Raw genomic sequence first — 25342 nt, 5'->3', positions numbered from 1 at the left:
TATACAACATAAAATTCAAATTTGCAAGTCATATTTTATAAAAAAATGATAAAAATTTACTGTTTTCGATTTCAACTTTTATCGATAAAAAATAATAATGAGACAGATGACTTTACTCTATTTGGGGTTAAAAAACCACCCTGGCAGTTTGCCAGGGCGGTGGTGTGCCAATACCATCAATTAATCAATGATAGATGGTAGGTTTTAACTAAAAAGTAAATTATTGTGATTCACTCTGCTGAATTTTATTTTGAGAACACATATGTTTACTCATTTACGACTGCAATTAGAAATTTGATTGGAACTCCCTGGGCAGAAAACATTTTCTCGTGTTCCGTTTCGATATTTCCTTCGAAGCTCGAAGTATGGAGATCAGGGAACAGTTTGATGATTTTAAAGCCGGCCTCCTGAAAATATTTGATGGAATCATCAAAAAGATCGTCATTATCGGTTTTAAAATGAATCTGACCGCCCTTAACCAGAAGGTTTTTGTACTTTTCCAATTGTTTGGGGTGGGTTAGCCGCTTTTTATGGTGCCTTCTTTTGGGCCAGGGATTACAGAAATTAATGTAGATGCGTTCAACCTGGTCAGCGGGCGAAAGTATCAGGTCAAGGCGTTCAATATCCCAGGACATGATTTGAATATTCTCAACAGCCATATCCTTTTGCTGATAAACCGTTTCAATATTTCGTTTACTCAAGCCCAGAACAGCATCAATCAGGTCAATGGCCAGGTAGTTAATCTGTGGGTTTCGTGAGCCCAATTCGGCGATAAAGTTGCCTTTACCGCAGCCCAGCTCAAGCTGCAATGGTTGACTCTTTTTAAAAAGTTCCTGCCAGTGACCTTTGTGTTCCTGCGGATGGGCCTGGAAAAAATGGCTGGCCTCCAGTTCTGGACGTGCCCAGGGTTTAATTCTTAGATGCATATTTGCTCCTTCTAAAGTGTGATGATTTTAGTAGCGATATGATCAATAAAGGCTTGATCGTGTTCAATAAATATCATGGTCGGGGTGTATTGAAGTAACAGTTCTTCTAATTGTATCCTTGAAAGGACATCGATATAATTAAGCGGTTCGTCCCATAGGTAGAGATGGGCATACTGACAGAGGCTTCGGGCCAGATAAACCTTTTTTTTCTGGCCTTCGCTGAAAGCTGACAGATCTTTCTCAAATTGAATGCGTTCGAACCCAAATTTTCGCAGGATTGTTTTAAACAGGCTGTCGCTGATTTCCTGGTCCTGAGAATATTGCGTAAGTGATCCTGAAAGTTTATCAGGATTCTGGGGAACTGCTGAAATTTTTAGTTGACTGCCAATAGCCAGATTTCCCTGATAAGTCAGTGGAACACCTGAAAGAAGTTTAAGCAGGCTTGATTTTCCTGAACCGTTTAAGCCTTTAACAGCAATCCGATCCCCCTGATTTACTTCAAAATTAAGACCCTCAAAAACTGGATGGCTACCATAGGCGATCGACAGTTTACTGACACTTATGAGTCGTTCAGTTTTATAGGGTATGGGTTTAATTTGCAGGGAATCTGACCAGTCAATATTTTTAAGCAGGGTTTGTTTTTCATCAATACTTTTCTGCTGACGTTTTTCAAGGGTTTTGGAGCGTTTCATCATTTTTGCTGATTTGTGGCCGATGTAGCCGCGGTCCGGCCGCAGCCCTGAAACGCGTTGGCCATTTTTAGATTCTTCAACAGAATGGGACCACTTTTGTGTACGGTTTGCTGCCGTTTTTAATTGAGAAATTTCCTTTTTTAGTTTTTTATTCTGTTTAAATTCAAACTGATCTTGTTGTTCTTTGTTTAAAAGCCAAGAGGAATAATTGCCCTTTTGGATTTCAAGATTATTTTTGTTAATGGACAAAATATGGTCAACGCAATGATCAAGAAAAATACGGTCATGAGAAACAAGAATAAAACCGCTTTTTTTCTGCAGATATGCACTGACTGTTTTGCGCCCTTCCAGATCAAGGTGATTGGTGGGTTCATCGATTAAAAGAAATTGATTGGGTTTCAAAAAAAGAATGGCCAGCAGTATTTTTGTCTGTTCACCCCGGCTCAATGTTTTAAAACTTTGACTTAAGATTTTGGGGTCCAGATTAAGCAGTGAACATTCCCGGTTTAGTTCCCAAAGTTCGTTGTTGGGATAAATAAAATAAGCGATCTCAATGGCAGTTTGGCTGAGATCTGTCACAGTATAGGGGAAATATTCAAATTCCACATTTGAATGGATGTTGCCTTGATAGGGGTAAGCGTTCATTAAAAGTTTTAGAAAAGTTGTTTTACTCCGGCCGTTCCTGCCGATCAGGCCAAGTTTCCAGTGACTGTCGAGAGACAATGATACATTGTCGAAAATTGTATCGTAAGTTCCTTCATAATGAAAGCTTAGATTTTTTACAGAGATTTGTGACATGATTGGTCCTCCTGTCAAAGTTATTAGGCTTTGACATATTAAAAACCGCAGGAAAATCATCCTGCGGCTTAATCATATACAAAAATCCGTAAAAAGGGTGTATAAGTTAAAGAGGCAGAGCATTCCTGGTAATTTTCCTGCTTTAAGTGTGTAAAAACAGAAGGGTGGCCCTCCGGGTTAGAAAACACTTTCCAATAATTGGCTAGCAAGATAAATTACGCATCCTCTCAGTCTCCTTTAAAAATTAAATTTTCGAAGTAATCTTACTTCGTGATAATTTTAGTTTATCATTTTTATAAAAAAATTTCAATACTGCGACAGCAATATGAAAAATAAAGTGGATAGTGTTATAATAAGATAAAATCTACAAGGCTTATCTTTATTGGAACTGTGAGAGGATTTTTATGAATAAAAACGGGCGTGGCATAAAGCTTTTACTAGGAATCGGAGGTTTTCTGATTCTGACACTGATATTTTCAGGCATCACCCTGATTGTTCTGGATGATTCCATTCAGGTGAGCCAGGTACAGGAGATCTTCGAGCCTTCGAACGAAACTCAGGAAAAACCTGAAGAAGAACAATTGATCATTGATGAAGAATCGATACCGGAATATGATGCTTATCATTATTTATATGGACAGGAAAAAGATATTTATTGGGTTATTGCAGAAGGCCTGAGAAACTATCAAACGAAAATAAGCGTTTCCGGTGTGGATTCGATGGAAATAGAGCGGATTATGATGGCGATCGACAATGATTTTCCGGACATCTTTTGGGCAGACACTTTTTCTTATTATTATGATGAAAAAACGGACATGGTATCTGAAGTGGAAGTCACTTACCCATATGATGAAACGGAAAAAAATCGCCGACAGTCTGAAATTGATCAGGCCTATGCCCAGTATCTTGCTGGCCTGGATCCATGTTCTGATACTTACCAGATCGTTAAATATACCTATGAATATGTCGTTAAAAATACTGTCTATCAGGAGAATACTGATGATCAGAATATTTACAGCGTGTTTGGCAGAAAAGCTTCGGTCTGTGCAGGTTATGCCAAGGCCGTTAAATATCTTTTGGATAAACAGGGTATTGCCTGTTCTTATGTGAGCGGCTATGTTGATTTGCAGGGCGCCCATGCCTGGAATCTGGTTAGGGTGGATGGAGAATATTATTATCTTGATGCAACCTGGGGCGAATTGGGAGTCAATGATAATTCGGAGCCGGATAAGAATATTTCCTATGATTACTTCTGCGTAGATACAGAACAGCTTTTGAAAACCCATGAAATTGATCAGACGCTGATTTATTATCCGGAGTTTTCAGCAACAGCAGCCAATTACTATATTCATGAAAATAGGCGGTATGATTTAAACGCTGACTCAGAAAGATTAAGGCTTCGCAATGATGTAACCACAGCCTTTTCTAATGGTGATAAATATTTTCATTTTGCTGTAATGAATCCGGGAATGATGGAGCAGGCAAAAGGTGTGCTGAACGATACCCTGGGAGGATATACCTATCTTTCGGATGAAGATATGTATTCTTTTACGATCATGCTATATTAATGTTTAAAACTCTACGTTTAGTCGATAGGAAAAAAATAAAATTCCAGTTATAATTGAAAGGGTGAAGCAGATGGATTGTTTTAAAGTAGGGGCACTACTAAAAGCGCTGCGCAAAGAAAAAGGGATGACCCAGAAGCAGGTTGGCCAGTGGCTGCATTTAAGTGATAAAACAATCTCCAAATGGGAAAGAGGAATGGGATGCCCGGATGTATCTCTTTTATCTTCACTCTCAGAGCTTTATCAGGTGAATGTTGAAAAATTAATGTTGGGAGATTTGGAACTAAACGAGATGGAAACGGGAAATATGAAACGCACAAAATTTTATGTATGCAAAAACTGTCAAAATATAATCACGACAACCGGTGATGCCGAAGTTTCGTGCTGTGGCCGAAAACTGACAGCATTATTGCCTAAACCGGCCGATGAGGTGCATCAGCCAGAGATTAAAGATGATGATGGAGATTATTACATCAGCTTTGACCATGAGATGACTAAGACCCACTTTATTGCTTTTGCGGCCATAGTTTCTGGTGACCGCAGGATGCTGGTCAGACTGTACCCGGAACAGACGGCGGAACTGCGACTGCCCAAGATGGTTGGCGGAAAGCTGGGAAGCAGATTTGGCAGTAAGTTATATTATTACTGTTCAGATCATGGATTATTTGTTTTTTAAAGGGGTCTGGAGGACTAAGGAACAAGCGATGGAAAGAAAAAAAGTTTTAAAAGAAGATTATAAAAATAAAAGGGTTGTTGGGGGAATCTTTGGGATTCGCTGCAAGGGCAGTGATCAGGTTTGGCTAAAGTCGACGATGGATCTGGCTGGTCAGAAAAATCGGTTTGAGTTTTCCGTAAAAACCAATTCCTGTCCCGAACCTGCCATGCTAAAAGACTGGAAAAGCTTTGGAAAAGAGTCTTTCTCTTTTGAAGTCTTGGAAGAACTGGAAAAAAATGAAAGCCAGAGTGATCGGGAATTTAAAGATGATCTGGCCACCCTGCTTGAAATATGGCGTGAAAAAATCTGACCTTTCGGTCAGATTTTTTTATTCCATGGCAATCAGGTGGACGGAATGGACCCCCTCGATTTGCTTGAGAATGCGTATCAGTTCATCGATGCTGATTAGTAATCCTTTACCATCAAGAGTGACGATGACAACAGCAGCATTATTAATCGGAATATCTTGGTGAATTGTGATGATACTGGTATGATGTTCGCTAAGCACATTAAGCACTGTTGATAAAATCCCCTGACAGTCATTGAGTTTAAAGGACAGGGTGAATTTTCGGCCGTAGTTTTCTGAAGGGGTAAAAATATAGTCCTTATATTTATAATAGGTACTGCGACTAATTCCCACCTGTTTAACTGCTTCGCTGACCGATTTACACTGTGAAGATTCCAACAGGATCCGGGCTTCTACAACTTTGATATAGAAGTCCGGAAGGATTTTTTTATGGACAATAAGATATTCTTTAATCAAGGACACCTCCGCTGACGATAACGCCCTGCTGGTCTGGTTTAAGTTTCAAAATCTGCCAGTTAGGTGTTTTCGACTCCATGTAAGCACGAATTTTTCTTTCGTATTCCAGATTTGAATTTTCGCAGATTACCAGAATAGTTGGTCCAGCACCACTGATACAGGCATTTAAAGCACCAAATTCCCGTGACTTCCTGATCATCGCATCATAGTGGGCGATAAGTTTTTTACGGTAAGGCTGATGCAGACGGTCTTTCATACTATGGCGTAAGATATCGTGCTGACCGTTAACCAGTGACAGGTAAGTCATGGTTGCCCGGGGTAGATTGTGGGTAGCATCGCTAAAACCAATTTTTTTAGGCAGAACTTCTCTGGCATCTTGTGTTGATAATGGGAAATCCGGGATCAGGGCATAAAAATCATAGGAAGGATGGACAACGTTTTTGATATATAAATTGTGCCCCTGTTCGTTCATTGAGACCACCAGGCCCCCGAAAATGGCTGGGGCCACATTATCAGGATGGCCTTCCATTTCTACTGCCAGATCCAGTAGTTCTTCAGTTGAAAGCTGGTTGCCCGTCAGGGCATTGGCGCCGTAAAGACCGGCAACAATACAAGTGGCTGAGCTGCCTAGACCTCTGCTGATGGGGATTTCCACCTGGTTATTAATGAAAAGCCCCTTAGGTTTGTAATTTATTTTTGCAAAAACTTTCAGCATCGATTTATAAACCAGGTTGCTTGCCCCCTGATATTTACGCTCAACACCACGGATGGTCAGTTTACCATCCGTTTTTTCTTCGAAAGAAAAGGTATTATAAACTGATAGCGCCAGTCCGAAAGCGTCAAATCCGGGGCCTAAATTAGCACTGGTTCCTGGGACCGTGACCTTAATCATTTATTTCACCTGCCGTTTTGAAAAGTCAAGGACAGCCTGGGCCATTTGCGTTTTGTCACACTGGTCCTGATGTTTGTTCTCTTTTGTGGCCAGGTCTTTTAACGGTGCCGGAATTTGGGTGCCGGTTTTTTGAGCCAGAGAATCAAGCAGTTGATATGCATCATCACTTGTTTGACCAAAAATACTTTCATATACGGACTGGCCAAATTTATAAGGGCTGGCTGTTGATAAAATGACTGTTTTTGTAGAATCGCCGGAAGCTTTTAAATAGTCATCATAAACTTTATCAGCAACAGCAGTATGAGGATCCATCAGATAAGCATAATCATCGAATGCTTTTTTAATGGCAGCGGATGTTTCTGCTTCATTGGCATAGCCGCCATAAAAAATAGAAGCCTTATCCATGACTGACTGAGGAACTGAGTATGATCCGGTTGATTTTAAGGACTCCATCAGTTCAGCAATGGCTGTAGTATCGCCTTCATACAAATCGAAGAGCAGACGCTCCAGGTTGCTGGAAATTAATATATCCATTGAAGGTGAAGAGGTTTTATAGAAGTCCCGGTTGCGGTCATACGAACCGCTTGTAAAAAAGTCGGTCAGGACATTATTGGCATTGGAAGCACAAATGAGTTTGTTGATCGGCAAGCCTAAAATTTGGGCGTAGTAGCCAGCCAGTATATTACCAAAATTACCGGTGGGAACGACAAAATTAATCTTTTCGCCTTCGGAAATCTCGCCGTCAGCAAGTAATTTATAATAACTGTAAAAATAGTAAACGACCTGAGGCAGGAGGCGGCCGATATTAATCGAGTTGGCAGATGAAAAAATCATTCCGGACTGAGAAAGTTCACTGGCAATTGTGGGATCATTTAATATTTCCTTTACGCCGTTTTGTGTATCGTCAAAGTTTCCATCGACCCCGATGACACAGGTGTTGTCTCCGACTTGCGTCAGCATTTGTTTTTCCTGAACGGGACTGACTCCGTCTTTAGGGTAAAAGACTAGAATGCTGATATCAGGGACGTTAGCAAAACCTTCCAGTGCAGCTTTTCCGGTATCACCGGATGTTGCAGTCAGGATCATAATTTTTTTCTGATGATCGGTAATCTTCATGGATTCAGTCATCAGATATGGTAAAATAGTCAGAGCCATATCCTTAAAAGCGCAGGTTGGGCCATGAAATAATTCAAGAAAGAAGCGATTGCCAACTTTCTTTAGTTCCACTGGTTCTTTTTGAGAAAATTTTCCGCTGTAGTAGGCCGAATTGACAGAATTAGAAATTTGATCTTCACTGAAGTCATTCAGAAAAGCCCCGAAAACAACTTTAGCCATATCGCCGTAAGATTTTCCTTTAAAAGATTCGGGGGATAGTTTGAGTTCATGGATAAAATCGGGGACAAAGAGTCCGCCGTCAGGGGCTAATCCCTGCAGGATTCCCTGAGATGCAGTAACATTTATGTCTTTGGAACGTGTGCTGTGATAGCTTTTTTTCATGTAAGGCCTCCAGAATTAATCAATCAATATTTTCATTTAGGGGTATTGTATATCCCGTAACTATATGATAGAATGTTTTTCGAGAAAAAACAAGTGTTTTTAAAATAAATACAGATTTTGAGGTGAATTTTATTGAATATTGCACTTTTAGGCCATGGAACCATCGGTTCCGGGGTATATGAACTGATTAATCTTAATAAAGGGAAATTTTCAGGAAATTTTACAGACATCGAAAACAGACGGTCAAGCCCGATGATTACCAAGGTATTGGAGCGAGATACAACGAAAGACTTGGGAGATACGGTCGGAAAAATCGTGACGGACCCCAAAGAAATTTTGGAAGATGAAAGTATTGGGCTGGTTGTTGCCTTAATGGGCGGAATGGATTTCGAATACGAAATGATAAAGGCCTGTCTGAAGGCGAAAAAGCATGTAGTTACGGCAAACAAGGCGGTTATCTCAGAATATTTTGAGGAACTTTTAAACCTGGCAGAAGAAAATGGCGTAGTCCTTCGTTACGAAGCATCTGTCGGCGGCGGGATTCCGATTATTGGCAGTCTAAAAGAGGAAATGAAAATTAATCGGGTGACGGAAATCAAGGGGATTTTGAACGGAACCACAAATTTTATTCTCTCCAAGATGACTGAAGAAGGGGCTGACTTTGCTGAAACCCTGGCCCTGGCACAATCAATTGGTTTTGCCGAAGCAGATCCTACTGCTGATGTAGAAGGCTATGATGTATCGAGAAAGCTTTCGATTTTGTCTTCAATGGCTTATGAAAGCATTATCCGTGATGAAGATATCTACAAGCGGGGAATGACTGATGTTCGGGCAGTAGATATTGATATGACCGGTAGTTTGGGTTATAGTATTAAATATTTAGGGCATTCGATTCTTGATGAAAATGATCTTTATACTACCGTTGAACCGGTACTGTTTAAAGAAGCTTCAATTATGTCCAATGTTAACAGTGAATTTAATATTATATCTATCACTGGCGATATCATCGGAGAACTTCAGTTTTATGGAAAAGGCGCCGGTAAGGATGCTACAGCTAATGCAGTTGTGGGAGATGTGCTCTATATCCTAAATATGGAGTGTGACAAAAAACAGGAATCCCTGCGTCTGGGCAGGAAACTCAATAAGGTTGGAACCTCAATTTTTGAAGGAAAATACTATCTCCGGGCAAATCTCTCTCAACAGGAGGATCTGGAAAAGGTCCTGGCGGCTATTGAAACCGTGGCAGAGAGAAAAACTGTGATTATAAATGAAGATAAACTCTTTGTTGTCACCAGTGTAATTGCGGCTAATCGATTTAATGAGATGGTGGAAGACCTTCAGAAAGATGTTCCGGAAATATTTTATGCGCGAATTTACGAATAGAAGAGAGCAGAATAAATGGAAGATTTAATAGTACAAAAGTACGGTGGAACCAGTGTTGGTACTGTCAATCGGATTAAACGGGTGGCCAACCGAATAATTGAAACTAAGGAAACCGGGAAAAAAGTAGTGGTTGTTGTATCCGCTATGGGTGATACAACGGATGACCTGATTGAACTGGCTCGCCAGATTGATGAGCATCCGCCCAGCCGAGAAATGGATATGCTATTAGCCACCGGGGAACAGGTTTCAATCTCCTTGCTGGCAATGGCGATTCAGGCACTTGGCCATGATGTGGTCAGTCTGACCGGCGCACAATGCGGGATTGTGACATCAAATAACCATAAACGGGCGCGGATTAATGACATCCATACGCATCGGATTGAAAAAGAACTGGATGCCGGAAAGATTGTTATTGTTGCCGGCTTTCAGGGTATTAATGAAAATATGGATATTACCACACTCGGTCGAGGTGGCTCCGATACTTCAGCCGTCGCCCTGGCAGCGGCACTTAAAGCTGAACTGTGCGAGATTTATACGGATGTTGACGGCGTTTATACAGCGGATCCCCGAATTGTCGAAACGGCGTCAAAAATTGATGAAATATCCTATAAGGAAGTGCTGGAAATGGCCAGTACTGGAGCCAAAGTTCTGCACCCACGATCAGTGGAAATGGCGGAAAAATTCAAAGTACCTTTAGTGGTGCGTTCAAGTTATAATCATAATGAAGGAACGATTATCAAGGAGGAAGTAGAAATGGAAAAAGTATTAGTGCGTGGTGTGGCGCTGGATGAAAATATTGCCAAGATATCAATTTTTGAGGTGCCGGATCAACCGGGAATTGCCTTTAGATTATTTAGTGCCCTGGCTAAAGCCAATATCCATGTGGATATGATTGTGCAGAATGTCAATCGAACAGCCGTTAACGATATCTCCTTTACCATTGACGTAGATGAGCTTCAGGAAGCGGTGGCGGTTTCCCAGAAATTTGCGTTTGAAGTCAATGCCCAGAAAGTTGAGTTTGACCAGGGTGTTGCTAAACTATCAGTGATTGGAACCGGAATTGTTGCCAACGCAGAAATTGCTTCTAAATTCTTTGAAGCCCTGTTCGAGCTGGGCATCAATATTCAGACCATCAGTACCTCGGAAATAAAGATTTCCTGCCTGATTGACAAGGAACGAGGAAAAGAAGCTATGGTTCATATTCACAAAAAATTTGATATGTAAACACTTAAATCCTTATAGATGCCCTGAAACCAATGGTTTCGGGGTTTTTCTTGTGATTGACAAAAGGAATATCACATGGTATCGTTGATATCAATTGCAATTAATTGATTATACAGTGTCTATTGTCAATCTAGGGGGAATGAAATGAGCAAAAGAATATATTATCTTGATAATTTACGCTGGATGACAGTTATACTTGTTATTGTTTTTCATTCAGCGGCAAGTTACAGTACATCCGTCGATTTCTGGCCCTTTCATGATGTGAATACTAATAGCGGATTGGATATCTTTCTCTTTCTCAGTGATGTCTTTTTAATGGCGCTTATGTTTTACATCGCTGGGTACTTTGCTGTGCCAAGTATAAAGCAGAAAAATAAGCGGGACTTTATGGTTGGAAAACTCAAGCGTTTGGGCATCCCGTGGCTAATTATTACCGTGATTGTTATGCCGATACTTGATTATATTCATTACATAGTAAATGGCAGCAAGGAGCTAGGGTTTTTGGAGTTTTGGTCATCTGGGATGAAAAAGATTGCTGAATTTCATTTTGGATTTATCGACATGACTACTTATAATAATATTACAGAGGTTTTTTATCAGCGCTATGTCTGGTTTATTTCTTTGCTGCTTTTGTTTTTCGGCGTTTTTACATTCTTATATAAAGAAAAGAGCGAGCTGTCAGTCGACAGCAGGAAACAGATGCTTAGGAAACTATTATTAACGACAGTTGTGATGATTGTTCTATTCGGCATCGTTCGATTTACATATCCTGAATTTATGGATTCGGGCTGGTTTTCTCTGGGGAATATATTCCAATTTCAGCTTGGTAAAATTTTTATTTATGCAGCATGCTTTTTGCTGGGGATATTCGCTTTCAACGGCAAGTGGATAGAAAGTTTCGGTTTGGGTAAACCCTGGATATGGTTGATAGCTTGCTTTTGCATGTTTGGTATCAATATGCTTGTTCTGAAAAATTTAACTGAGCCGGAAAATCCGGCCTTAATATTTAAGTTCTTATTTATCGTTCTATATCCAATATGGACCCTGATTTTTTCAGGTATGTTTTTATCCTTTGCGTATCGGTTTTGGAACACAGCCGGAGCCTTTAGTAAAAGTATGGCAAAAAACTCGTATAACATGTATCTGGTCCATTACCTTGTGCCCTACACATTTCCCTTGATGATTGCGAATCTGCAAATACCAGCGCTTGCGAAATTTACTATTGTTTCGATGACTGCGATAGTGTTCAGTTATTTGGTAAGCAGACTGATGACCGTTCTTGCCCATAAGCTAAAAGAAAGAAAAGTATTTAAGTAAGACGGGGGCTGATGGCTGGTGTTTGTATTTGGGCGTGTTGACTAAAACGAATCATCCAGGAGGTTAGTATGAACGATAACAGATTAATTCTGGAATATCTTTTGCAAAATGGAGTCTTAGAGAAACGAGATTTGCTGGCGGTAATGGAGCGGGCAGAAAAAAAGGGCCAGGCGGTTCTGGATCTATTGCTCGAGGAGGGGGGCCTTAGTTTTAAGCAATTGGCCCAGCTCTATCATAGCGAATGGGGATTTGAAATTTTTGACCCTGAAAAACATCCCATTAATCCGGAGGTAGTCAGGTGTTTACCGGTTGACTATATCCGCAACCATGAAGTTTTTCCTTTTAATGAGGCAGAAGGTAATGAGTTGTGGATATTAATGTCTGATCCTACCGACGAAAAACTTATATTGAGGATCCATCAGCTATTGCATAAGGAATTACGGATTTTTGTAGCCTCCAGGGAAATGATTGGAAACCTGATTGGAAAGTATTATTTTGAAGCTCAAGGTTCACCAGATGAATTGGATACGGGTGATTCAGATATAGCAGATGACCTGATTAATGAAGGTATCATTCGTGGAGCTAGTGATATCCATATTGAACCCTATCAGAAATTTTGTCGGATCAGGTTTAGAATAGATGGTCTGCTTTATGAAAAAAGAAAAGTCTCACCAAGGGCTTATAAAACCCTGATCACCAGACTCAAGGTCTTGTCGGGATGTGATATTGGTGAACATCGAATTCCCCAGGATGGTGCTCTCGAAATGATCTTTCAGGGGCGGCGAATCGATCTGCGGCTTTCGTCGATGCCGACAATACATGGAGAAAAAATTGTTTTAAGAATTCTTGATCAGCAAAAATTTTTCTATCAGATTGAAGAACTGGGGTTTTCGGAAAATCAGCGAAGACAGCTCCTGGAAATGCTGGGGACAAATCACGGGATGATTCTGGTGACAGGTCCTACAGGAAGTGGAAAAACGACGACCCTATATAGTCTCATACACTTATTAAACAACAGCCAGGTAAATTTTGTGACCATTGAAGATCCGGTGGAATTTCAGATGGAAGGTATTAATCAGATTCAGGTGAATGAAAAATCAGGCCTCGATTTCGCCAGTGGCTTGCGTTCAGTTCTCAGGCAGGATCCCAATGTCATAATGGTGGGGGAAATTCGTGATGAAAACACAGCAGCAATGGCAACTCGAGCAGCTATCACCGGTCATCTGCTTTTATCAAGTGTTCATACGACCAACACGGTTTCGACGATTACCCGCCTGATGGATATGAAAGTGCCAGTTTATCTTTTGTCCTCGGCTTTAAGAGGGGTGATATCCCAACGGCTTATTAACCGGCTTTGCCCCCATTGTCGACAGAAACGGTATTTGACAGAAGAGGAAAAGAAAATAATACCCTTTGACGGTTTGGTTTATGAAGCGAAAGGTTGTTCAATCTGCAATCAGACCGGTTTTCAGGGACGGGTAGCGATTCAGGAAGTACTGACCGTTAGCCGTTCTATCAGAGAAGCAATATCAGAGGGAAAAAACTATGACAGAATTAGAGAAGTGGCTATGAAACAGGGCCTTATTCCATTTACAGATTCAATAGCCGCACAGATGATGAATGGGAATATTGATGTCGCTGATGGTTTTAGTATTCTTAGAGAAGAGGCAGAGTGGAATCGGTGAGAGACAAACTTTTTTTATATAGAGCTATTAATATTCGCGGCGAAGAAGTTGCAGGAGAAATAGCTGGTTCATCAGAAGATGATGTGATGGGAATGCTCGATGAACAGAATATGATGATTTTGGAAATAAGAAAAGAAAACTGGTGGTATTCTTTTTTTAATAGACAGCACTTCTGGTATTTGAAAAAAATTGGATTCTCTGAACTTGCCAGATTTGCAAAAGATCTGGGAATTATTTTAAAATCGGGTATTTCTATTCTGGAAGCCCTGGATATTCTTAAGCAGCGCAGTAGTAATGCTCTGCTTAAGAAAAATCTGGAAACAGTGCAGATGGCTCTGCGAAAGGGTGAATCTCTTTCTGAAGCGCTGACGAATTTATCAGGAACGTTTCCGGATATGTTTATCTTTATGGTGAAAACAGGAGAAACATCTGGAGAGTTGCCCAAGATGCTGGAAGTAATTGGTCAATATTATGAAGAACGATATGATAACCAGCAAAAAATAAAGGAGATTCTTTTTTATCCGATTGTTTTAATTATTGTTTCGATGCTGGTCACTTTTTTTCTGCTGACGGTTGTCCTGCCCCAGTTTGCCGAGATTTTTTTATCGATGGATCAGGAGTTGCCGCAACTGACACTTTGGTTTATGTCTATATCAGATTGGTTGAGAGACAATAGTCTTCATTTATTTCTGTTCCTGATTTCAGCAGCTGTATTATGGCAGATGGCAAAGAATACACCGGCAGTGAGACTTTGGATGGATCAACTAAAAAATATACTGCCTGTTTATGGTAAAATTGGACAATGGGAATTTCTGATGTTGTTTGCGAAAACTTTTGGGATCTTGATGAGAAGCGGTTCTGAACTGATTGGTTCGTTAAATGGGTTGAAAAATATCACCAATAATCTATTTTACAAACAGTCAATAACGATTTTGGAAGAAGAGGTGAAGAAAGGCGCTTCGATGAGTAGTGTAATGGAGTCGCTTTCAGTTTTTGAAGAGGCTTTTGTTCAGTTTATGGCTGTCGGGGAGTCATCGGGAATGGTTTCTGAAATGATGGAGATGACCGCCTCCTTTTATGAATCGCAGTATAAACATCGAATCGGTATGCTTAAGATGATGCTGGAACCTTTTCTGCTGCTGATTATTGGAGGCGGAGTTCTTTTTATGATACTGGCTATCATGATGCCGGTTTTTGATCTCTATCTGATCTATTCAAACCTTTAAGATTTGATTAATAGGCAGAGATTTGTTATCGTTTACTCTTTGCCGGTCAGGACAGCGTGGCAGTCACTAAAATAAAATTGCTTTGCTTCGTCAACGCTCATTTCATCGAAAAGGTGGAACAAAACAAGGGCCAGGTTCTGAACGGTGAGAATATCAAGACCTGCCTTTTGACAAGCTTTAAGAAAATAACCCATGCAGGCTTCCTTGGACCAGTCATCACCACCTAAAAATAATCGTCTGAGTTCGTCTTTGATTTCCTGTTCGGTTAAAGAATCCTGGTTATCTGAATTAATTTGTGCTTCGTCGTCGATCATCTTACCAGCTCCTTTCGCTATGGTTATCTGTATTATAGCACAGGATGGGGGCTAAATGGGAAGAAACCGGCCTTTTATAGATAATTAAATTTTTTTTAAAAAAGACTGGATTTTTTATATGTAATCGGTTATAATTATTACATGGTGTGAAAACGTTTTAATTTCCTTTCTTAATTTTCTTGAAAAAGAGGTGCATAGCACCTCTTTTTTCATGCCCAAAAGTGGCTTTTATGGTAGACTCATTTATAGTATGTTAAAATATCTACAGAATCACTTGAAAAAATTTTAAATACAGGTTATATTAAAATTTAATAATAGTTCTGGAAAGAGAGGTATATTATGAAAGCTGTGAAAATTAAGGAAGATATATTCTGGGTTGGAGTTAATGACTATCAGACCACGTTATTTGAAGGTTTATGGCCACTTGATGGAGAGGGTGTTTCTTATAATGCTTATGTTATCAACGATGAAAAAGTGGCTGTTATTGATACAGTAAAATATATAAAGGAAGATGAATATCTGGAAAAGCTAAAATCTATAATTGGCGATAAAAAAGTTGATTATCTGATTGTTAACCACATGGAACCTGATCATTCAAGCGGAATCGTCCAGTTGTTTGAGCAATATCCTGAAATGAAAATAGTAGGGAATAAAAAAACCTTTCCAATTATGAAAAATTTCTATGATATTGATCATAACCTGATTGAAGTTTGTGATGGCGAAACGTTAAGCTTGGGTAAACATACCCTTCAGTTTTTTATGACACCAATGGTTCACTGGCCTGAATCGATGGTTACATATGAAGTAAGCGAAAAAGTTTTATTCTCAATGGATGTTTTTGGAAGTTACAAGGCACCAGTGGGTGGGATTTTTGACGACGAAAATGATTTGGCCGAATTTGAACTGCCAACCAGAAGATATTATTCAACAATTGTAGGAAAGGTTGCCGGACAGGCATTGAAAGCGCTGAACAAGCTGGGCGGGTTGGAAATTGGGACAATTTGTCCGTCCCACGGACTGATCTGGCGGGATAATCCAGGCCATATCCTTAATCAGTATGTAAAGATGAGCAGCAAGGAAACAGAAGACGGCGTTGTGATCTGTTACGGGTCGATGTACGGCAACACCCAGAAGGCGGCAGAACTTTTGGCAACGGCTTTAAAATCCAATGGTGTTAAAACGGTGAAGCTGTATGATGTGGCGCAGACTGATATTTCTTATATGATTGCTGATATCTGGAAATATAAAGGATTGTTTTTGGCAGCACCTTCTTATTATGGAAAAATTTATCCCAAGATGGCCAATCTTATGTATAAACTGGCTGAAATTAAGGTGGACAAGCATAAGGTTGGATTTTTAGCCGAATACAGCTGGAGTGGGGGAGCCGACAAAAGTTTTGATGAGTTTGCCAAAGAAACAAAAGCAGAACTTGTTGATGAAATTTTGATGATCAAAGGTGCGCCGGATGAGCAGGAAAAAAGTGCCATCGATGCAATTGCTAAAAAAATGGCAGAAAGTATAAAATAGGTTTCTGTAAACAGGGAGGAAAGCAAAACATGAAAATTGTTGTGGGAATGTCTGGAGGCGTTGATTCTTCGGTTGCTGCACTATTACTAAAAGAACGAGGATACGAAGTGATTGGTGTTTTCATGAAAAACTGGGAAGAAAAAGACGAATCTGGCATATGCACATCTACTGAGGATTATGATGATGTCAGACGCGTATGCGATGTGATAGACATTCCCTACTACACCGTTAATTTTGAAAAGGAGTATTATGACTCTGTTTTCACGTATTTTCTTGAAGAATATAAAAAGGGCAGAACGCCAAATCCTGATGTGCTTTGCAATCGTGAGATCAAATTCAAGCGATTTTTAGATTACGCACTGGGAGTATTTGGTGGGGACTATCTGGCCACTGGTCACTATGCCCAAATTGATGTGGTGAATGGACACTATAGGCTCAAGAGAGCTTTTGATCATGGTAAAGATCAGACGTATTTTCTTTGCCAGCTGGGGCAGAAAGAACTTGAAAATGTACTTTTTCCGATTGGCCACTTATCGAAAGCAGAAGTTCGCGAAATTGCGGAGAAAAACAATCTGGTGACGGCAAATAAAAAAGACTCGACGGGGATTTGTTTTATCGGAGAACGCAACTTCACAAAATTCTTAAGTCAGTATCTGCCCGCTCAGCCGGGAAATATTGTCGATTTAGCTGGCAATATAATGGGGAAACATCAAGGCTTGATGTATTATACTTTAGGGCAGCGAAAAGGCTTGGGGATCGGGGGACAAGGGTCCGGTGAACCCTGGTTTGTAGTCTATAAAGATCTTGAAAGAAATGAACTGGTGGTCGTCCAGGGAGACGCTCATCCGGCCCTGTATTCTAAGTCACTCAAGGCGATCGAAATGAACTGGGTTGCTGGTCAGCCACCGGCAGAAGCTTTTAAGTGTACTGCAAAGTTTCGTTATCGACAAGAAGATCAGGATGTAGTAGTAAGAGTTTCTGGAGATCAGATTGATGTTGAATTCATGGAGAATCAGAAGGCTGTGACACCTGGCCAGTATGTCGTGCTCTATCGCGATAATATCTGCTTAGGTGGCGGAATTATCGATCAGGTAGAAATGATTTAAACTACAGTTTTGAGGTCACTTGGTTGAAGTGCAAGATTTTGAATGCAATTAGACTTTTTGACTGAAAAAATCCAGAAAAAAAAGTATGAATGAAAACAGTTGAAAGAATATTGAGAAGCTGTTTAAAATTGCTTTCAAACCTAAAAAGAGCGATGAAAATATGCATGCTCTTTTTTCTTTTTTTGAAAAAAATTAAAAATTTATGGTAAACTATAGATAATGCAATTATGATTAGCGTTAGGATTAAATAATAAATTCCTTAAACGAAATTTGCCAGGCAGATTTTTTAAGAAAGGATTGAATTGAATGAAAGAACCTTGCAAGAAATGCGGGAAAAAGTTAAGCTTTCTGGAAAGAAGCTATAAAATAGAAAACTCAAAATTGAATATTAGTTATGATAATCTTTGTGGAGACTGTCATAGTGTATTGAAAAAAGGAATAGAAAAACTTGAAGATATTCATCAGCGAGTATTAAGCAATCTGAAGCAGAATAAAGATGTCCAGAAAAATGGGATAGATTCGGTAGAAATTGATCTGCTGATCCTTTTGACAGTTGAAGCTTTGTTGTCGGTTGAACCAGAGTTTTACCTGCCCGAGACACCGCTTAATCAGGTCTTTATCAGAGCCAGTGAAGATCGGGGAATTGACAGACAGAAAGATGTCGTTAGAATCGTTTATAAACTGCTTGATTATGGCTTTAAAATAAATCTTCAGAATAGTGAACTTGAGGAGATCAGGAGTTTCATTGCCTATATGATTCAGAATGTAGTTTTCCTTGAAGATATCGAAGTGAATTGCGGTGTTAAGGACGAACTCATTAAAGCCAATGTTTTTATCAGCCGACGGGGTTTGATTATTGATACAATCCCTGAGCAGAAACTGATCTTTATTTCAATTCCTAAGGATGTTGTTGTGGAATACGATGTAGAGACCTCTGAAATTATTAATGAGATTATTTTCCATAATCTGAAATACCCTTGGGATGCCAAGAAGAAAGTGGTCCTGACCCTAATTTCAGAGAATCTGCTTTTTTCTGTTGCCAATGCCATCGATCGGTTTAATCAGAAGACCTCCAAGCTGCATGAAAAATTAAAAAAGGACAGTCTGGAATATTTTAATAGCTGTGTTGAAGCCGATCTTAAAAAGATCAAGCCAGATGAATATCTGGAGGCCATTCATTTGGATTGCCTGCTTTTATGTATAGTGAAAAATTTAAAAAATCAGAATCTTTTTTCTATGGAAGCACTTTTTGATCCCAAAGGGACGACGATTGAGCTTCTTTGGGCTTATTATCGACGCAATCTTCGTAATATGGGAATGGATAATAACGAAAATATCATCTCCTATATGCTTAAAAACACCCTTTATACCGAAGGATTCAGTATCAAACACGGTAATAAACCCAGTGACAAGGGATGGGGATTTTTCACCACAAAGGGCTATATTATCTACTTTAAGCGCAGTAAACAGGTCTTTTTTATCTATACGGAAAATTTCCCGAATGCGCTTTATCATCCCTGCAGTCGGGTCACCTATGAAAATAAGGAGTATCTGCAGTTAATTATGAATAATGGACCGGGTAGAGTTGACGAATACCGGGATCTGGATGAGCTGATTTTCTACAGTGAAGAACCGGAAACCATCAATCAGATGGAGCGTTTTTTTGAAAAGCATAACCTTTATTATCATATGGATACATTTTTGCGTAAACAAAAAGAAGTTCAGCGAAAAAGAGACAAAAGACTTCAAGTTCAGCGGATTATCAATCATATTTTTGCAGACTTTGGTTATCTGCCGTTTTGTATTTACGATGAATGGTTTATGATCCAAAGAGAGCTTAAAAAGAGCGATCTGCTTTTAAATAAAATTATCAATATTGATGAAACTAAGAATAAAAATTATGTCATGGGTTCTATAACTTATGCACCCAAAATTATAGAGGCTTTTAACTGGGGAGCTGAAGACTGCAGAAAATCCCTGGATATTGTCGAAGAGTCGGTTGCCAAAGCCATGCTTTGGGTAAGTTTTCATGAGTCGATTACTGAAACCTTATCACAGGAATGGGTTAGAATCGCTGGTGAAATACTGGAGGAAAATGACAATACCCTTTCAGCCTTTTACAAATATGTGAATCTCAAAAACATTGAACCGGATAAGGTTTATTATATGGGACTTTTTATCTACCATCTGATGGATAAAGGGATTCTTAAAGGCGAAGACTTTATTGACAATTATGAAAATGCGGTTAAAGTATTTCTGGAATGTCGACGCGTAATGGCGGAACCGAAATTTGAAGGAAAGATGCGGCCGGTTGAAGAGCTGCTTGAAGACAGTGCTCACGAGGATTCGGAACAAGCATAATTGGTTAGGAGTTGAAAAAATGCGTGTTTTACTGGTTGAGGACGAAAAGAACCTGGCTTTAGCACTAGCCAGACTGTTTGAGAAAAACAAAATTCTGGTTGATGTGGTTAATGATGGAATAGAGGGAAAAATTCTCAGTGAAAATGATGTCTATGATGTGATTATTCTGGATATCATGCTGCCGGGCATATCGGGACTGGAGATTCTTCGTTCGATCCGCGAAGCGGGGAAAAACGTTCCAATTCTTTTGCTGACCGCTAAAGACGATACCAAAGACAAGGTTGCGGGGCTTAATATGGGCGCTGATGACTATCTGGTTAAACCCTTTGAAACTGAAGAACTGATTGCCAGAGTCAGAGCCCTGGGGCGAAGACCATGGGAAGTTTATCAGGATAATGTGATCCATTTTGTCAACATTGCTTTAGATATCTCTACCGGAGAACTGTTTGTTGATGAAACTCCCAATAAATTAACGGCTAAAGAGGCGCAGTTGTTAGAACTGTTTATCCGAAATCCGGGGATGACGATTTCCAAAGACCAGATTCTTGATCGAATCTGGGGGATTGAAAGCTCAGTAATGGAAAATAGTGTCGAAATTTACGTTCATTATCTGCGTAAAAAAATCAGTAAATCCAAGGTTTACATTAAGACCATCCGGGGTCTGGGATACGTTCTGAAGGAGAAAGAGCATGTTCAACCTCAACCGGCTAAGGATTAATCTCACCCTCTTAAATACGGGAGTTCTGATCGGGCTCCTGTTATTTATTGTGGTTTTTCTTTATATGATTCTTTCTATCGATGTGGAGAATAATGTTAATGGGGACTTGCAGATTTATTGTTCACAGCTGGCTAACGAAATTGAATTTCTGGAGCGAGAACGTTCAGGTCAAGGGATCACCGAAGAAGAGAAGCAGGGTTATCAGGAATACTCACGAAGTTTAGTACAAAATAATATTTCTTTTATTATGTATGATCATGAATTTAACGTTCTGGATCAGTCAGGTGCCCTTCCTTTTACCATTGAAGAACTGCGGCAGATTGCGACACATTATTTTTCAGAGAATCGCGAAAAATACCTGTTCAGTAACTATAAAATGGATGATCGGAATTATAAAATATGTACATATAGGATTGTCAATAAGAATGGTGAGCTCAAAACTATTCAGGTGATGAAGAATATGTCGCTGGAACGGGAAATCCTGGATAATACAGTTCAGATCATTGGACTGGTGATGTTAATTGGCGCTTCTTTATCCTTCTTAGGGGGGTATTTTTTATCGGGCCGGTCACTGATTCCAATCAAGAAAACATTTGAACGACAACAGGAATTTCTGGCTGATGCTTCCCATGAATTGCGTACACCGATTTCAGTGATTCAGACTAATCTTGAGGTGGTTAAAGCTTCTGGGGACGAAACCGTTGATTCTCAAGGGGTCTGGATTGACAATGCCTATGGCGAAGTGCGACGGATGCAGCGAATTGTTGAAGATTTGATGTTTTTGGCGCGGGCTGACTCAGGAGACTTGCAGGCGGAGAAAACTTCGGTTGATTTGACCTTTCTATTAAAAGTGGTCAGTGAAAAAATGGCTCCGCTGGCAGCTAAAAAGAGTATTAGCCTCTACAATAATATTGAAGAAGATTTGGTATTACAAGGTGATGAAAAACAGATCACCCAAGTATTCGTGATCATTCTTGATAATGCTATAAAGTACAGCGGTGAAGCAACAGTCATAAAAACCAGTGCCAAAATGGCCAATAACGGGATTATCATTCAAGTTACTGATCAGGGTATTGGGATCCCTGAAGATGAAGTAAACAAAGTGACCCAGCGCTTTTATCGGGTTGATAAAGCCCGTTCTCGGACTGAAGGGGGTACCGGATTAGGACTTTCTATCGCCAAATGGATTGTTGATAAGCATCACGCTGAGCTGCGAATTGAAAGCAAGGAGAATGAAGGAACAACCGTTACAGTTTTCTTTATTAAAGGAGAATCAAATTGAAAGAATTGAAATTTTACGGTGATCGAATCATTACCGGACCAGGAAGCATCAGTTCGCTTTCTGAACTGGATGAAGAACGCATTGTTATTGTAACTGGCACCAGTGCAATGTTTGAAAACGGGGTGATCGATCGCCTTGAAGCAATATTAGCCGGAAAGCAGATAAAAATATTAAAAGGCATTACCAAAAATCCGGATGTGGAAGCAGTAATACAGGCGACCCGGGAAATGAAGGATTTTCGACCAGAGGCAGTTTTGGCTGTCGGTGGGGGATCGGTGATTGATGCAGCTAAAGTGATGACTTTGTTGAGCGAATACGAGTCCTTAAACCTGATGGATATCAGAGTCGGAAAGGCCCCTAAAAAAAGAAAAAAAATCCGTCTGATTGCGATTCCGTCAACGTCAGGAACCGCTTCAGAGGTAACCCGGGCGGCGGTGATTACCTTTCCCGAAGAAAATATAAAAATTGGATTAAAAACTGAAAGCTTTATCCCGGATCTGGCCATTCTAGATGGAGAATTAACCTTGTCCATGCCCAAAGCAGTGATGGTTGAGTCAGGCATGGATGCCCTGACCCATGCCCTGGAAGCTTATATTAACAAAAATGCCGATGATTTTTCCAAGGCGATTGCCAAAGGAGCTTTTGAGGGCTTGATAAAAAATATTCGGAATTCCTTTTATCACGGGGATATTGAGAGTCGACAGCATGTTCACAATTTTCAGTGTCTGGCCGGATTTGCATTTCAGAATGCCGGACTTGGCATGGATCACGGAATTGCGCATTCTTTTGGCGGGCGTTTTGGCAGCAGTCATGGTCTTTTAAATGCTATTGCTTTGCCCTATGTGATGACTTACAACAAGAGAGATGAACAGGTTAACAAAGACTTGGAAGCTTTGTCAAAACTGATTGAAAAAGACGTGATTGAAGAAATAAAAGATCTTAACCATGAATTTGGTGTACCGGATTCTTTCAAAAATGCCGGAATCGATGAAGAGTTGTTTTTTGAGGATTATGAAATGATTCTTGAAAATGCGTTGAAGGGTTCAACTGTCAGAAACCCGGTTAAAATGAATTCGGAAGAAATGGACAAGGTTTTAAAAAGTATATTTTATGGAGAAATTAAATTTTAGTGTTTCATAAGGAGGACGCATGAATTTATTGGATGGTTTAAATGATCGACAAAGAGAGGCAGCAGAAACAATTCAGGGTCCTTTGTTAATTTTGGCAGGTGCAGGTTCAGGAAAAACCCGAACGATTATTCATCGAATAGCACATATCATTGAATCGGGGGCGGCCTATTCGTCGCAAATCCTGGCAATCACTTTTACAAACAAAGCAGCTGGCGAAATGCGTGAGCGAATCGCGGCGATGAATATAAATGAAAGTAATCGAATCTGGATGTCAACATTTCATGCCATGTGTGCCCGAATTATGCGTGTTCATGCGCAATGGCTTGGCTATGACGAGCGATTTGTGATCTACGATACGGATGATCAGAAAAAATTATATAAGGCGATTGCCAAGGAACTTAAGCTTAGTGATAAGTATTATTCCTATGCATATGTCAGTAATGAGGTTTCAGAAGCTAAAAATAATGGCATCAGTCCGGCTATGTATCAGAAGGAAAATCAGGACGATTTCAGAAAAGAAAAAGTCGGACTTTATTATGAACGTTATCAGAAAGCCCTAAAATCCAATAATGCCATGGATTTTGACGATTTGATTTACAATACATTAGTTTTGTTTCAGGGTTTTCCCGAAATTCTGGAACAATACCAGAATAAGTTTAAATATATACTGGTTGACGAGTATCAGGATACTAACCGCAGTCAGTATGAACTGGTTAACTTGTTGGCACAAAAAAATAAAAATTTGTGCGTCTGTGGTGATGATGATCAGAGTATCTATGGATGGCGGGGGGCCGATATCAGAAATATCCTGGATTTTGAAAAGGACTATCCTGATGCCAAAGTCGTTAAGCTGGAAGAAAACTATCGTTCAACCCAGGTGATTCTGGATTGCGCCAATAAAGTGATCAGGAATAATACCGGTCGAAAAGATAAGGCGCTGTGGACGCGAAATACCGATGAGGAAAAAGTCGCGGTCGCTTCTTTTAACCAGGGCTATGATGAAGCCCGTTTTGTCGTGGAAGAAATCCAGACAAAACTGAACGATGGTTTCACATATGGTGACTTTGCAGTTCTTTACCGCACTAATGCCCAGTCGCGACTTTTTGAGGAGGCCCTGATGCGGGCTGGTCTTCCTTATCAGCTGGTGGGAGGAACGGGCTTTTATTCCCGGATGGAAATCAAAGATATCATTACTTACTTGAATGTGCTTAATAATCCTAAAGATAATATGGGCTTTTTAAGAATAGTCAACGTACCTAAACGGGGTATTGGGAATGCTACGTTGGAAAAAATAACCCAGTATGCTGAGTTTAAGGGATATAGTCTGATGGAAGCCTTTTTTCACGCTGAAGAAATTCCCAACCTGGCAGCAGGTGTAAAAAATAAGGTTTGTGAATTTGGTAAAATAATGACACAGTTTCGTGACATGATGGAAACAGAAAGTGTCAGTGATCTGGTCAGTGCCATCATTGAAGAAAGCGGTTATCTGGAAATGCTGGAACTGGGGAAAATGGATAAAGGTGAAAACCGGATTGAAAACCTCAGGGAACTCGTATCGGCAGCTGTGGATTTTGAAAACAACAGTGATGATGTAAGTATTACTGCCTATCTTGAGACCATTGCCCTCTCATCGGAAACAGACAAGTACGATGGAGATGAAGGAAAAGTTCTGTTAATGACATTGCACAATGCCAAAGGCCTGGAATTCCCGATTGTGTTTCTACCGGGACTGGAAGAGGGGATTTTCCCCCATGCCAGATCTCAGGATTCGCCAGAAGCTATCGAAGAAGAAAGACGGATCTGTTATGTAGGTATTACTCGGGCGAGACAAAAACTCTATATCTCATCGGCAGCAGAACGTACCCTGTACGGACGACGTCAGTATCAGGCGCCATCACGATTTCTTAACGAAATCCCGGTAGAGGTCTGTGAGTATATGGACAACAAGTATCAGCGAAAGATGGATATTGAAATCCCAGAAACGAAAAAGAAAACCTCTTTCACGGAAAGAGTTTCCCGGTCAAAAGAAGTCATTCGTAAAAAACCAATGGGTAACTTGAATGATACCCAAAATGAGGACTTAAAACTCAGTGATCGGGTAAAGCATAAAAAGTTTGGGATTGGAACCGTGGTTGAAATTAGGTCCGGGATGATTTCCGTGGCCTTTCCAGGCGTGGGGATAAAACGGATGGATCCTGCCTATGTTGAAAGGGCGAAGTAA

Annotated in this window: 21 protein-coding genes; 15 read left to right on the top strand and 6 right to left on the bottom strand. The window is 40.1% G+C overall.

Features of this window, described 5'->3' with window-relative positions:
* Window positions 1-266: 266 nt before the first annotated feature.
* Entirely contained in the window at window positions 267-926 is a 660-nt protein-coding gene (gene trmB / locus Q5O24_14370; GenBank protein WKY47517.1) for a tRNA (guanosine(46)-N7)-methyltransferase TrmB, read from the bottom strand.
* Between the two features lie 11 nt (window positions 927-937).
* Window positions 938-2416: an ABC-F type ribosomal protection protein gene (abc-f, locus tag Q5O24_14365; GenBank protein WKY47516.1), complete on the bottom strand. Its 1479-nt coding sequence runs from the start codon at window positions 2414-2416 to the stop codon at window positions 938-940.
* A gap of 404 nt (window positions 2417-2820) precedes the next feature.
* On the opposite strand from abc-f, the gene Q5O24_14360 reads away from it, so the two are divergent.
* The 3 genes from Q5O24_14360 to Q5O24_14350 all read left to right on the top strand — a co-directional run bounded on the left by Q5O24_14360 (window position 2821) and on the right by Q5O24_14350 (window position 5006).
* The gene (locus Q5O24_14360) at window positions 2821-3984 is read left to right on the top strand and encodes a transglutaminase domain-containing protein (GenBank protein ID WKY47515.1); all 1164 of its coding nucleotides are present in this window, start codon (window positions 2821-2823) and stop codon (window positions 3982-3984) included.
* Window positions 3985-4054: 70 nt separating this feature from the next.
* On the top strand, window positions 4055-4657 hold the full coding sequence (locus Q5O24_14355) for a helix-turn-helix domain-containing protein (GenBank protein ID WKY47514.1): 603 nt from the start codon (window positions 4055-4057) through the stop codon (window positions 4655-4657).
* Window positions 4658-4685: 28 nt separating this feature from the next.
* Window positions 4686-5006: a GIY-YIG nuclease family protein gene (locus Q5O24_14350; protein ID WKY47513.1), complete on the top strand. Its 321-nt coding sequence runs from the start codon at window positions 4686-4688 to the stop codon at window positions 5004-5006.
* Between the two features lie 18 nt (window positions 5007-5024).
* Here Q5O24_14350 and Q5O24_14345 read toward each other — a convergent pair whose 3' ends face one another.
* The 3 genes from Q5O24_14345 to thrC are packed head-to-tail and all read right to left on the bottom strand — an operon-like array spanning window position 5025 to window position 7848.
* Window positions 5025-5465, bottom strand: coding sequence for an ACT domain-containing protein (locus Q5O24_14345; protein WKY47512.1), 441 nt, complete (start codon window positions 5463-5465; stop codon window positions 5025-5027).
* The gene (thrB, locus tag Q5O24_14340) at window positions 5452-6351 is read right to left on the bottom strand and encodes a homoserine kinase (GenBank protein ID WKY47511.1); all 900 of its coding nucleotides are present in this window, start codon (window positions 6349-6351) and stop codon (window positions 5452-5454) included. The genes Q5O24_14345 and thrB overlap by 14 nt, the downstream gene beginning before the upstream one ends.
* A complete protein-coding gene (thrC, locus tag Q5O24_14335; protein ID WKY47510.1) occupies window positions 6352-7848 on the bottom strand; it encodes a threonine synthase in 1497 nt (498 codons plus the stop codon).
* A gap of 132 nt (window positions 7849-7980) precedes the next feature.
* Between thrC and Q5O24_14330 the strand changes: the two genes are divergently transcribed.
* The 5 genes from Q5O24_14330 to Q5O24_14310 all read left to right on the top strand — a co-directional run bounded on the left by Q5O24_14330 (window position 7981) and on the right by Q5O24_14310 (window position 14683).
* Window positions 7981-9231, top strand: coding sequence for a homoserine dehydrogenase (locus Q5O24_14330; GenBank protein ID WKY47509.1), 1251 nt, complete (start codon window positions 7981-7983; stop codon window positions 9229-9231).
* 15 nt (window positions 9232-9246) lie between these two features.
* Entirely contained in the window at window positions 9247-10455 is a 1209-nt protein-coding gene (locus Q5O24_14325; GenBank protein WKY47508.1) for an aspartate kinase, read from the top strand.
* 144 nt (window positions 10456-10599) lie between these two features.
* Complete coding sequence (locus Q5O24_14320) at window positions 10600-11772, top strand: acyltransferase (GenBank protein WKY47507.1); 1173 nt, start codon at window positions 10600-10602, stop codon at window positions 11770-11772.
* A 68-nt stretch (window positions 11773-11840) separates the two neighbouring features.
* The gene (locus Q5O24_14315; protein ID WKY47506.1) at window positions 11841-13457 is read left to right on the top strand and encodes a GspE/PulE family protein; all 1617 of its coding nucleotides are present in this window, start codon (window positions 11841-11843) and stop codon (window positions 13455-13457) included.
* On the top strand, window positions 13454-14683 hold the full coding sequence (locus Q5O24_14310; GenBank protein WKY47505.1) for a type II secretion system F family protein: 1230 nt from the start codon (window positions 13454-13456) through the stop codon (window positions 14681-14683). The genes Q5O24_14315 and Q5O24_14310 overlap by 4 nt, the downstream gene beginning before the upstream one ends.
* Window positions 14684-14715: 32 nt before the next feature.
* Here the strand turns inward: Q5O24_14310 and Q5O24_14305 are convergent, their stop codons facing one another.
* Entirely contained in the window at window positions 14716-14997 is a 282-nt protein-coding gene (locus Q5O24_14305) for a hypothetical protein (protein WKY47504.1), read from the bottom strand.
* 339 nt (window positions 14998-15336) lie between these two features.
* Here Q5O24_14305 and Q5O24_14300 point away from each other — a divergent pair, with 339 nt between their 5' ends.
* From Q5O24_14300 to Q5O24_14270, 7 genes are all read left to right on the top strand, one after another.
* Window positions 15337-16524, top strand: coding sequence for an FprA family A-type flavoprotein (locus Q5O24_14300; GenBank protein WKY47503.1), 1188 nt, complete (start codon window positions 15337-15339; stop codon window positions 16522-16524).
* Between the two features lie 29 nt (window positions 16525-16553).
* Window positions 16554-17630 carry a tRNA 2-thiouridine(34) synthase MnmA gene (mnmA, locus tag Q5O24_14295; GenBank protein ID WKY47502.1) on the top strand — a complete coding sequence of 359 codons (1077 nt, stop codon included), beginning with the start codon at window positions 16554-16556 and terminating at the stop codon, window positions 17628-17630.
* A 306-nt stretch (window positions 17631-17936) separates the two neighbouring features.
* Window positions 17937-19991, top strand: coding sequence for a hypothetical protein (locus Q5O24_14290; GenBank protein WKY47501.1), 2055 nt, complete (start codon window positions 17937-17939; stop codon window positions 19989-19991).
* 19 nt (window positions 19992-20010) lie between these two features.
* The gene (locus Q5O24_14285; GenBank protein WKY47500.1) at window positions 20011-20709 is read left to right on the top strand and encodes a response regulator transcription factor; all 699 of its coding nucleotides are present in this window, start codon (window positions 20011-20013) and stop codon (window positions 20707-20709) included.
* Window positions 20681-21991 carry an ATP-binding protein gene (locus Q5O24_14280; protein WKY47499.1) on the top strand — a complete coding sequence of 437 codons (1311 nt, stop codon included), beginning with the start codon at window positions 20681-20683 and terminating at the stop codon, window positions 21989-21991. The genes Q5O24_14285 and Q5O24_14280 overlap by 29 nt, the downstream gene beginning before the upstream one ends.
* Window positions 21988-23121 (top strand): iron-containing alcohol dehydrogenase, encoded by a 1134-nt coding sequence (locus tag Q5O24_14275; protein WKY47498.1) that lies wholly within the window; start codon window positions 21988-21990, stop codon window positions 23119-23121. The genes Q5O24_14280 and Q5O24_14275 overlap by 4 nt, the downstream gene beginning before the upstream one ends.
* A 19-nt stretch (window positions 23122-23140) precedes the next feature.
* Window positions 23141-25342 carry a 3'-5' exonuclease gene (locus Q5O24_14270; GenBank protein WKY47497.1) on the top strand — a complete coding sequence of 734 codons (2202 nt, stop codon included), beginning with the start codon at window positions 23141-23143 and terminating at the stop codon, window positions 25340-25342.

The organism is Eubacteriaceae bacterium ES3 (assembly GCA_030586155.1).
Lineage (GTDB): Bacteria > Bacillota > Clostridia > Eubacteriales > Eubacteriaceae > Acetobacterium.
Note: the sequence above shows the minus strand (reverse complement) of the source record. Positions and strands in the feature narration are given on the sequence as shown.

Excerpts from the sequence above, each read along its gene's own strand:
- Q5O24_14320 (WKY47507.1), top strand. The coding sequence starts at position 10,600 with ATGAGCAAAAGAATATATTATCTTGATAATTTACGCTGGATGACAGTT.
- Q5O24_14305 (WKY47504.1), bottom strand. The coding sequence starts at position 14,997 with ATGATCGACGACGAAGCACAAATTAATTCAGATAACCAGGATTCTTTA.
- Q5O24_14315 (WKY47506.1), top strand. The coding sequence starts at position 11,841 with ATGAACGATAACAGATTAATTCTGGAATATCTTTTGCAAAATGGAGTC.
- Q5O24_14290 (WKY47501.1), top strand. The coding sequence starts at position 17,937 with ATGAAAGAACCTTGCAAGAAATGCGGGAAAAAGTTAAGCTTTCTGGAA.
- Q5O24_14285 (WKY47500.1), top strand. The coding sequence starts at position 20,011 with ATGCGTGTTTTACTGGTTGAGGACGAAAAGAACCTGGCTTTAGCACTA.
- thrC (WKY47510.1), bottom strand. The coding sequence starts at position 7,848 with ATGAAAAAAAGCTATCACAGCACACGTTCCAAAGACATAAATGTTACT.
- Q5O24_14355 (WKY47514.1), top strand. The coding sequence starts at position 4,055 with ATGGATTGTTTTAAAGTAGGGGCACTACTAAAAGCGCTGCGCAAAGAA.
- Q5O24_14325 (WKY47508.1), top strand. The coding sequence starts at position 9,247 with ATGGAAGATTTAATAGTACAAAAGTACGGTGGAACCAGTGTTGGTACT.
- mnmA (WKY47502.1), top strand. The coding sequence starts at position 16,554 with ATGAAAATTGTTGTGGGAATGTCTGGAGGCGTTGATTCTTCGGTTGCT.
- Q5O24_14300 (WKY47503.1), top strand. The coding sequence starts at position 15,337 with ATGAAAGCTGTGAAAATTAAGGAAGATATATTCTGGGTTGGAGTTAAT.
- trmB (WKY47517.1), bottom strand. The coding sequence starts at position 926 with ATGCATCTAAGAATTAAACCCTGGGCACGTCCAGAACTGGAGGCCAGC.
- Q5O24_14280 (WKY47499.1), top strand. The coding sequence starts at position 20,681 with ATGTTCAACCTCAACCGGCTAAGGATTAATCTCACCCTCTTAAATACG.
- thrB (WKY47511.1), bottom strand. The coding sequence starts at position 6,351 with ATGATTAAGGTCACGGTCCCAGGAACCAGTGCTAATTTAGGCCCCGGA.
- Q5O24_14270 (WKY47497.1), top strand. The coding sequence starts at position 23,141 with ATGAATTTATTGGATGGTTTAAATGATCGACAAAGAGAGGCAGCAGAA.
- abc-f (WKY47516.1), bottom strand. The coding sequence starts at position 2,416 with ATGTCACAAATCTCTGTAAAAAATCTAAGCTTTCATTATGAAGGAACT.
- Q5O24_14360 (WKY47515.1), top strand. The coding sequence starts at position 2,821 with ATGAATAAAAACGGGCGTGGCATAAAGCTTTTACTAGGAATCGGAGGT.
- Q5O24_14350 (WKY47513.1), top strand. The coding sequence starts at position 4,686 with ATGGAAAGAAAAAAAGTTTTAAAAGAAGATTATAAAAATAAAAGGGTT.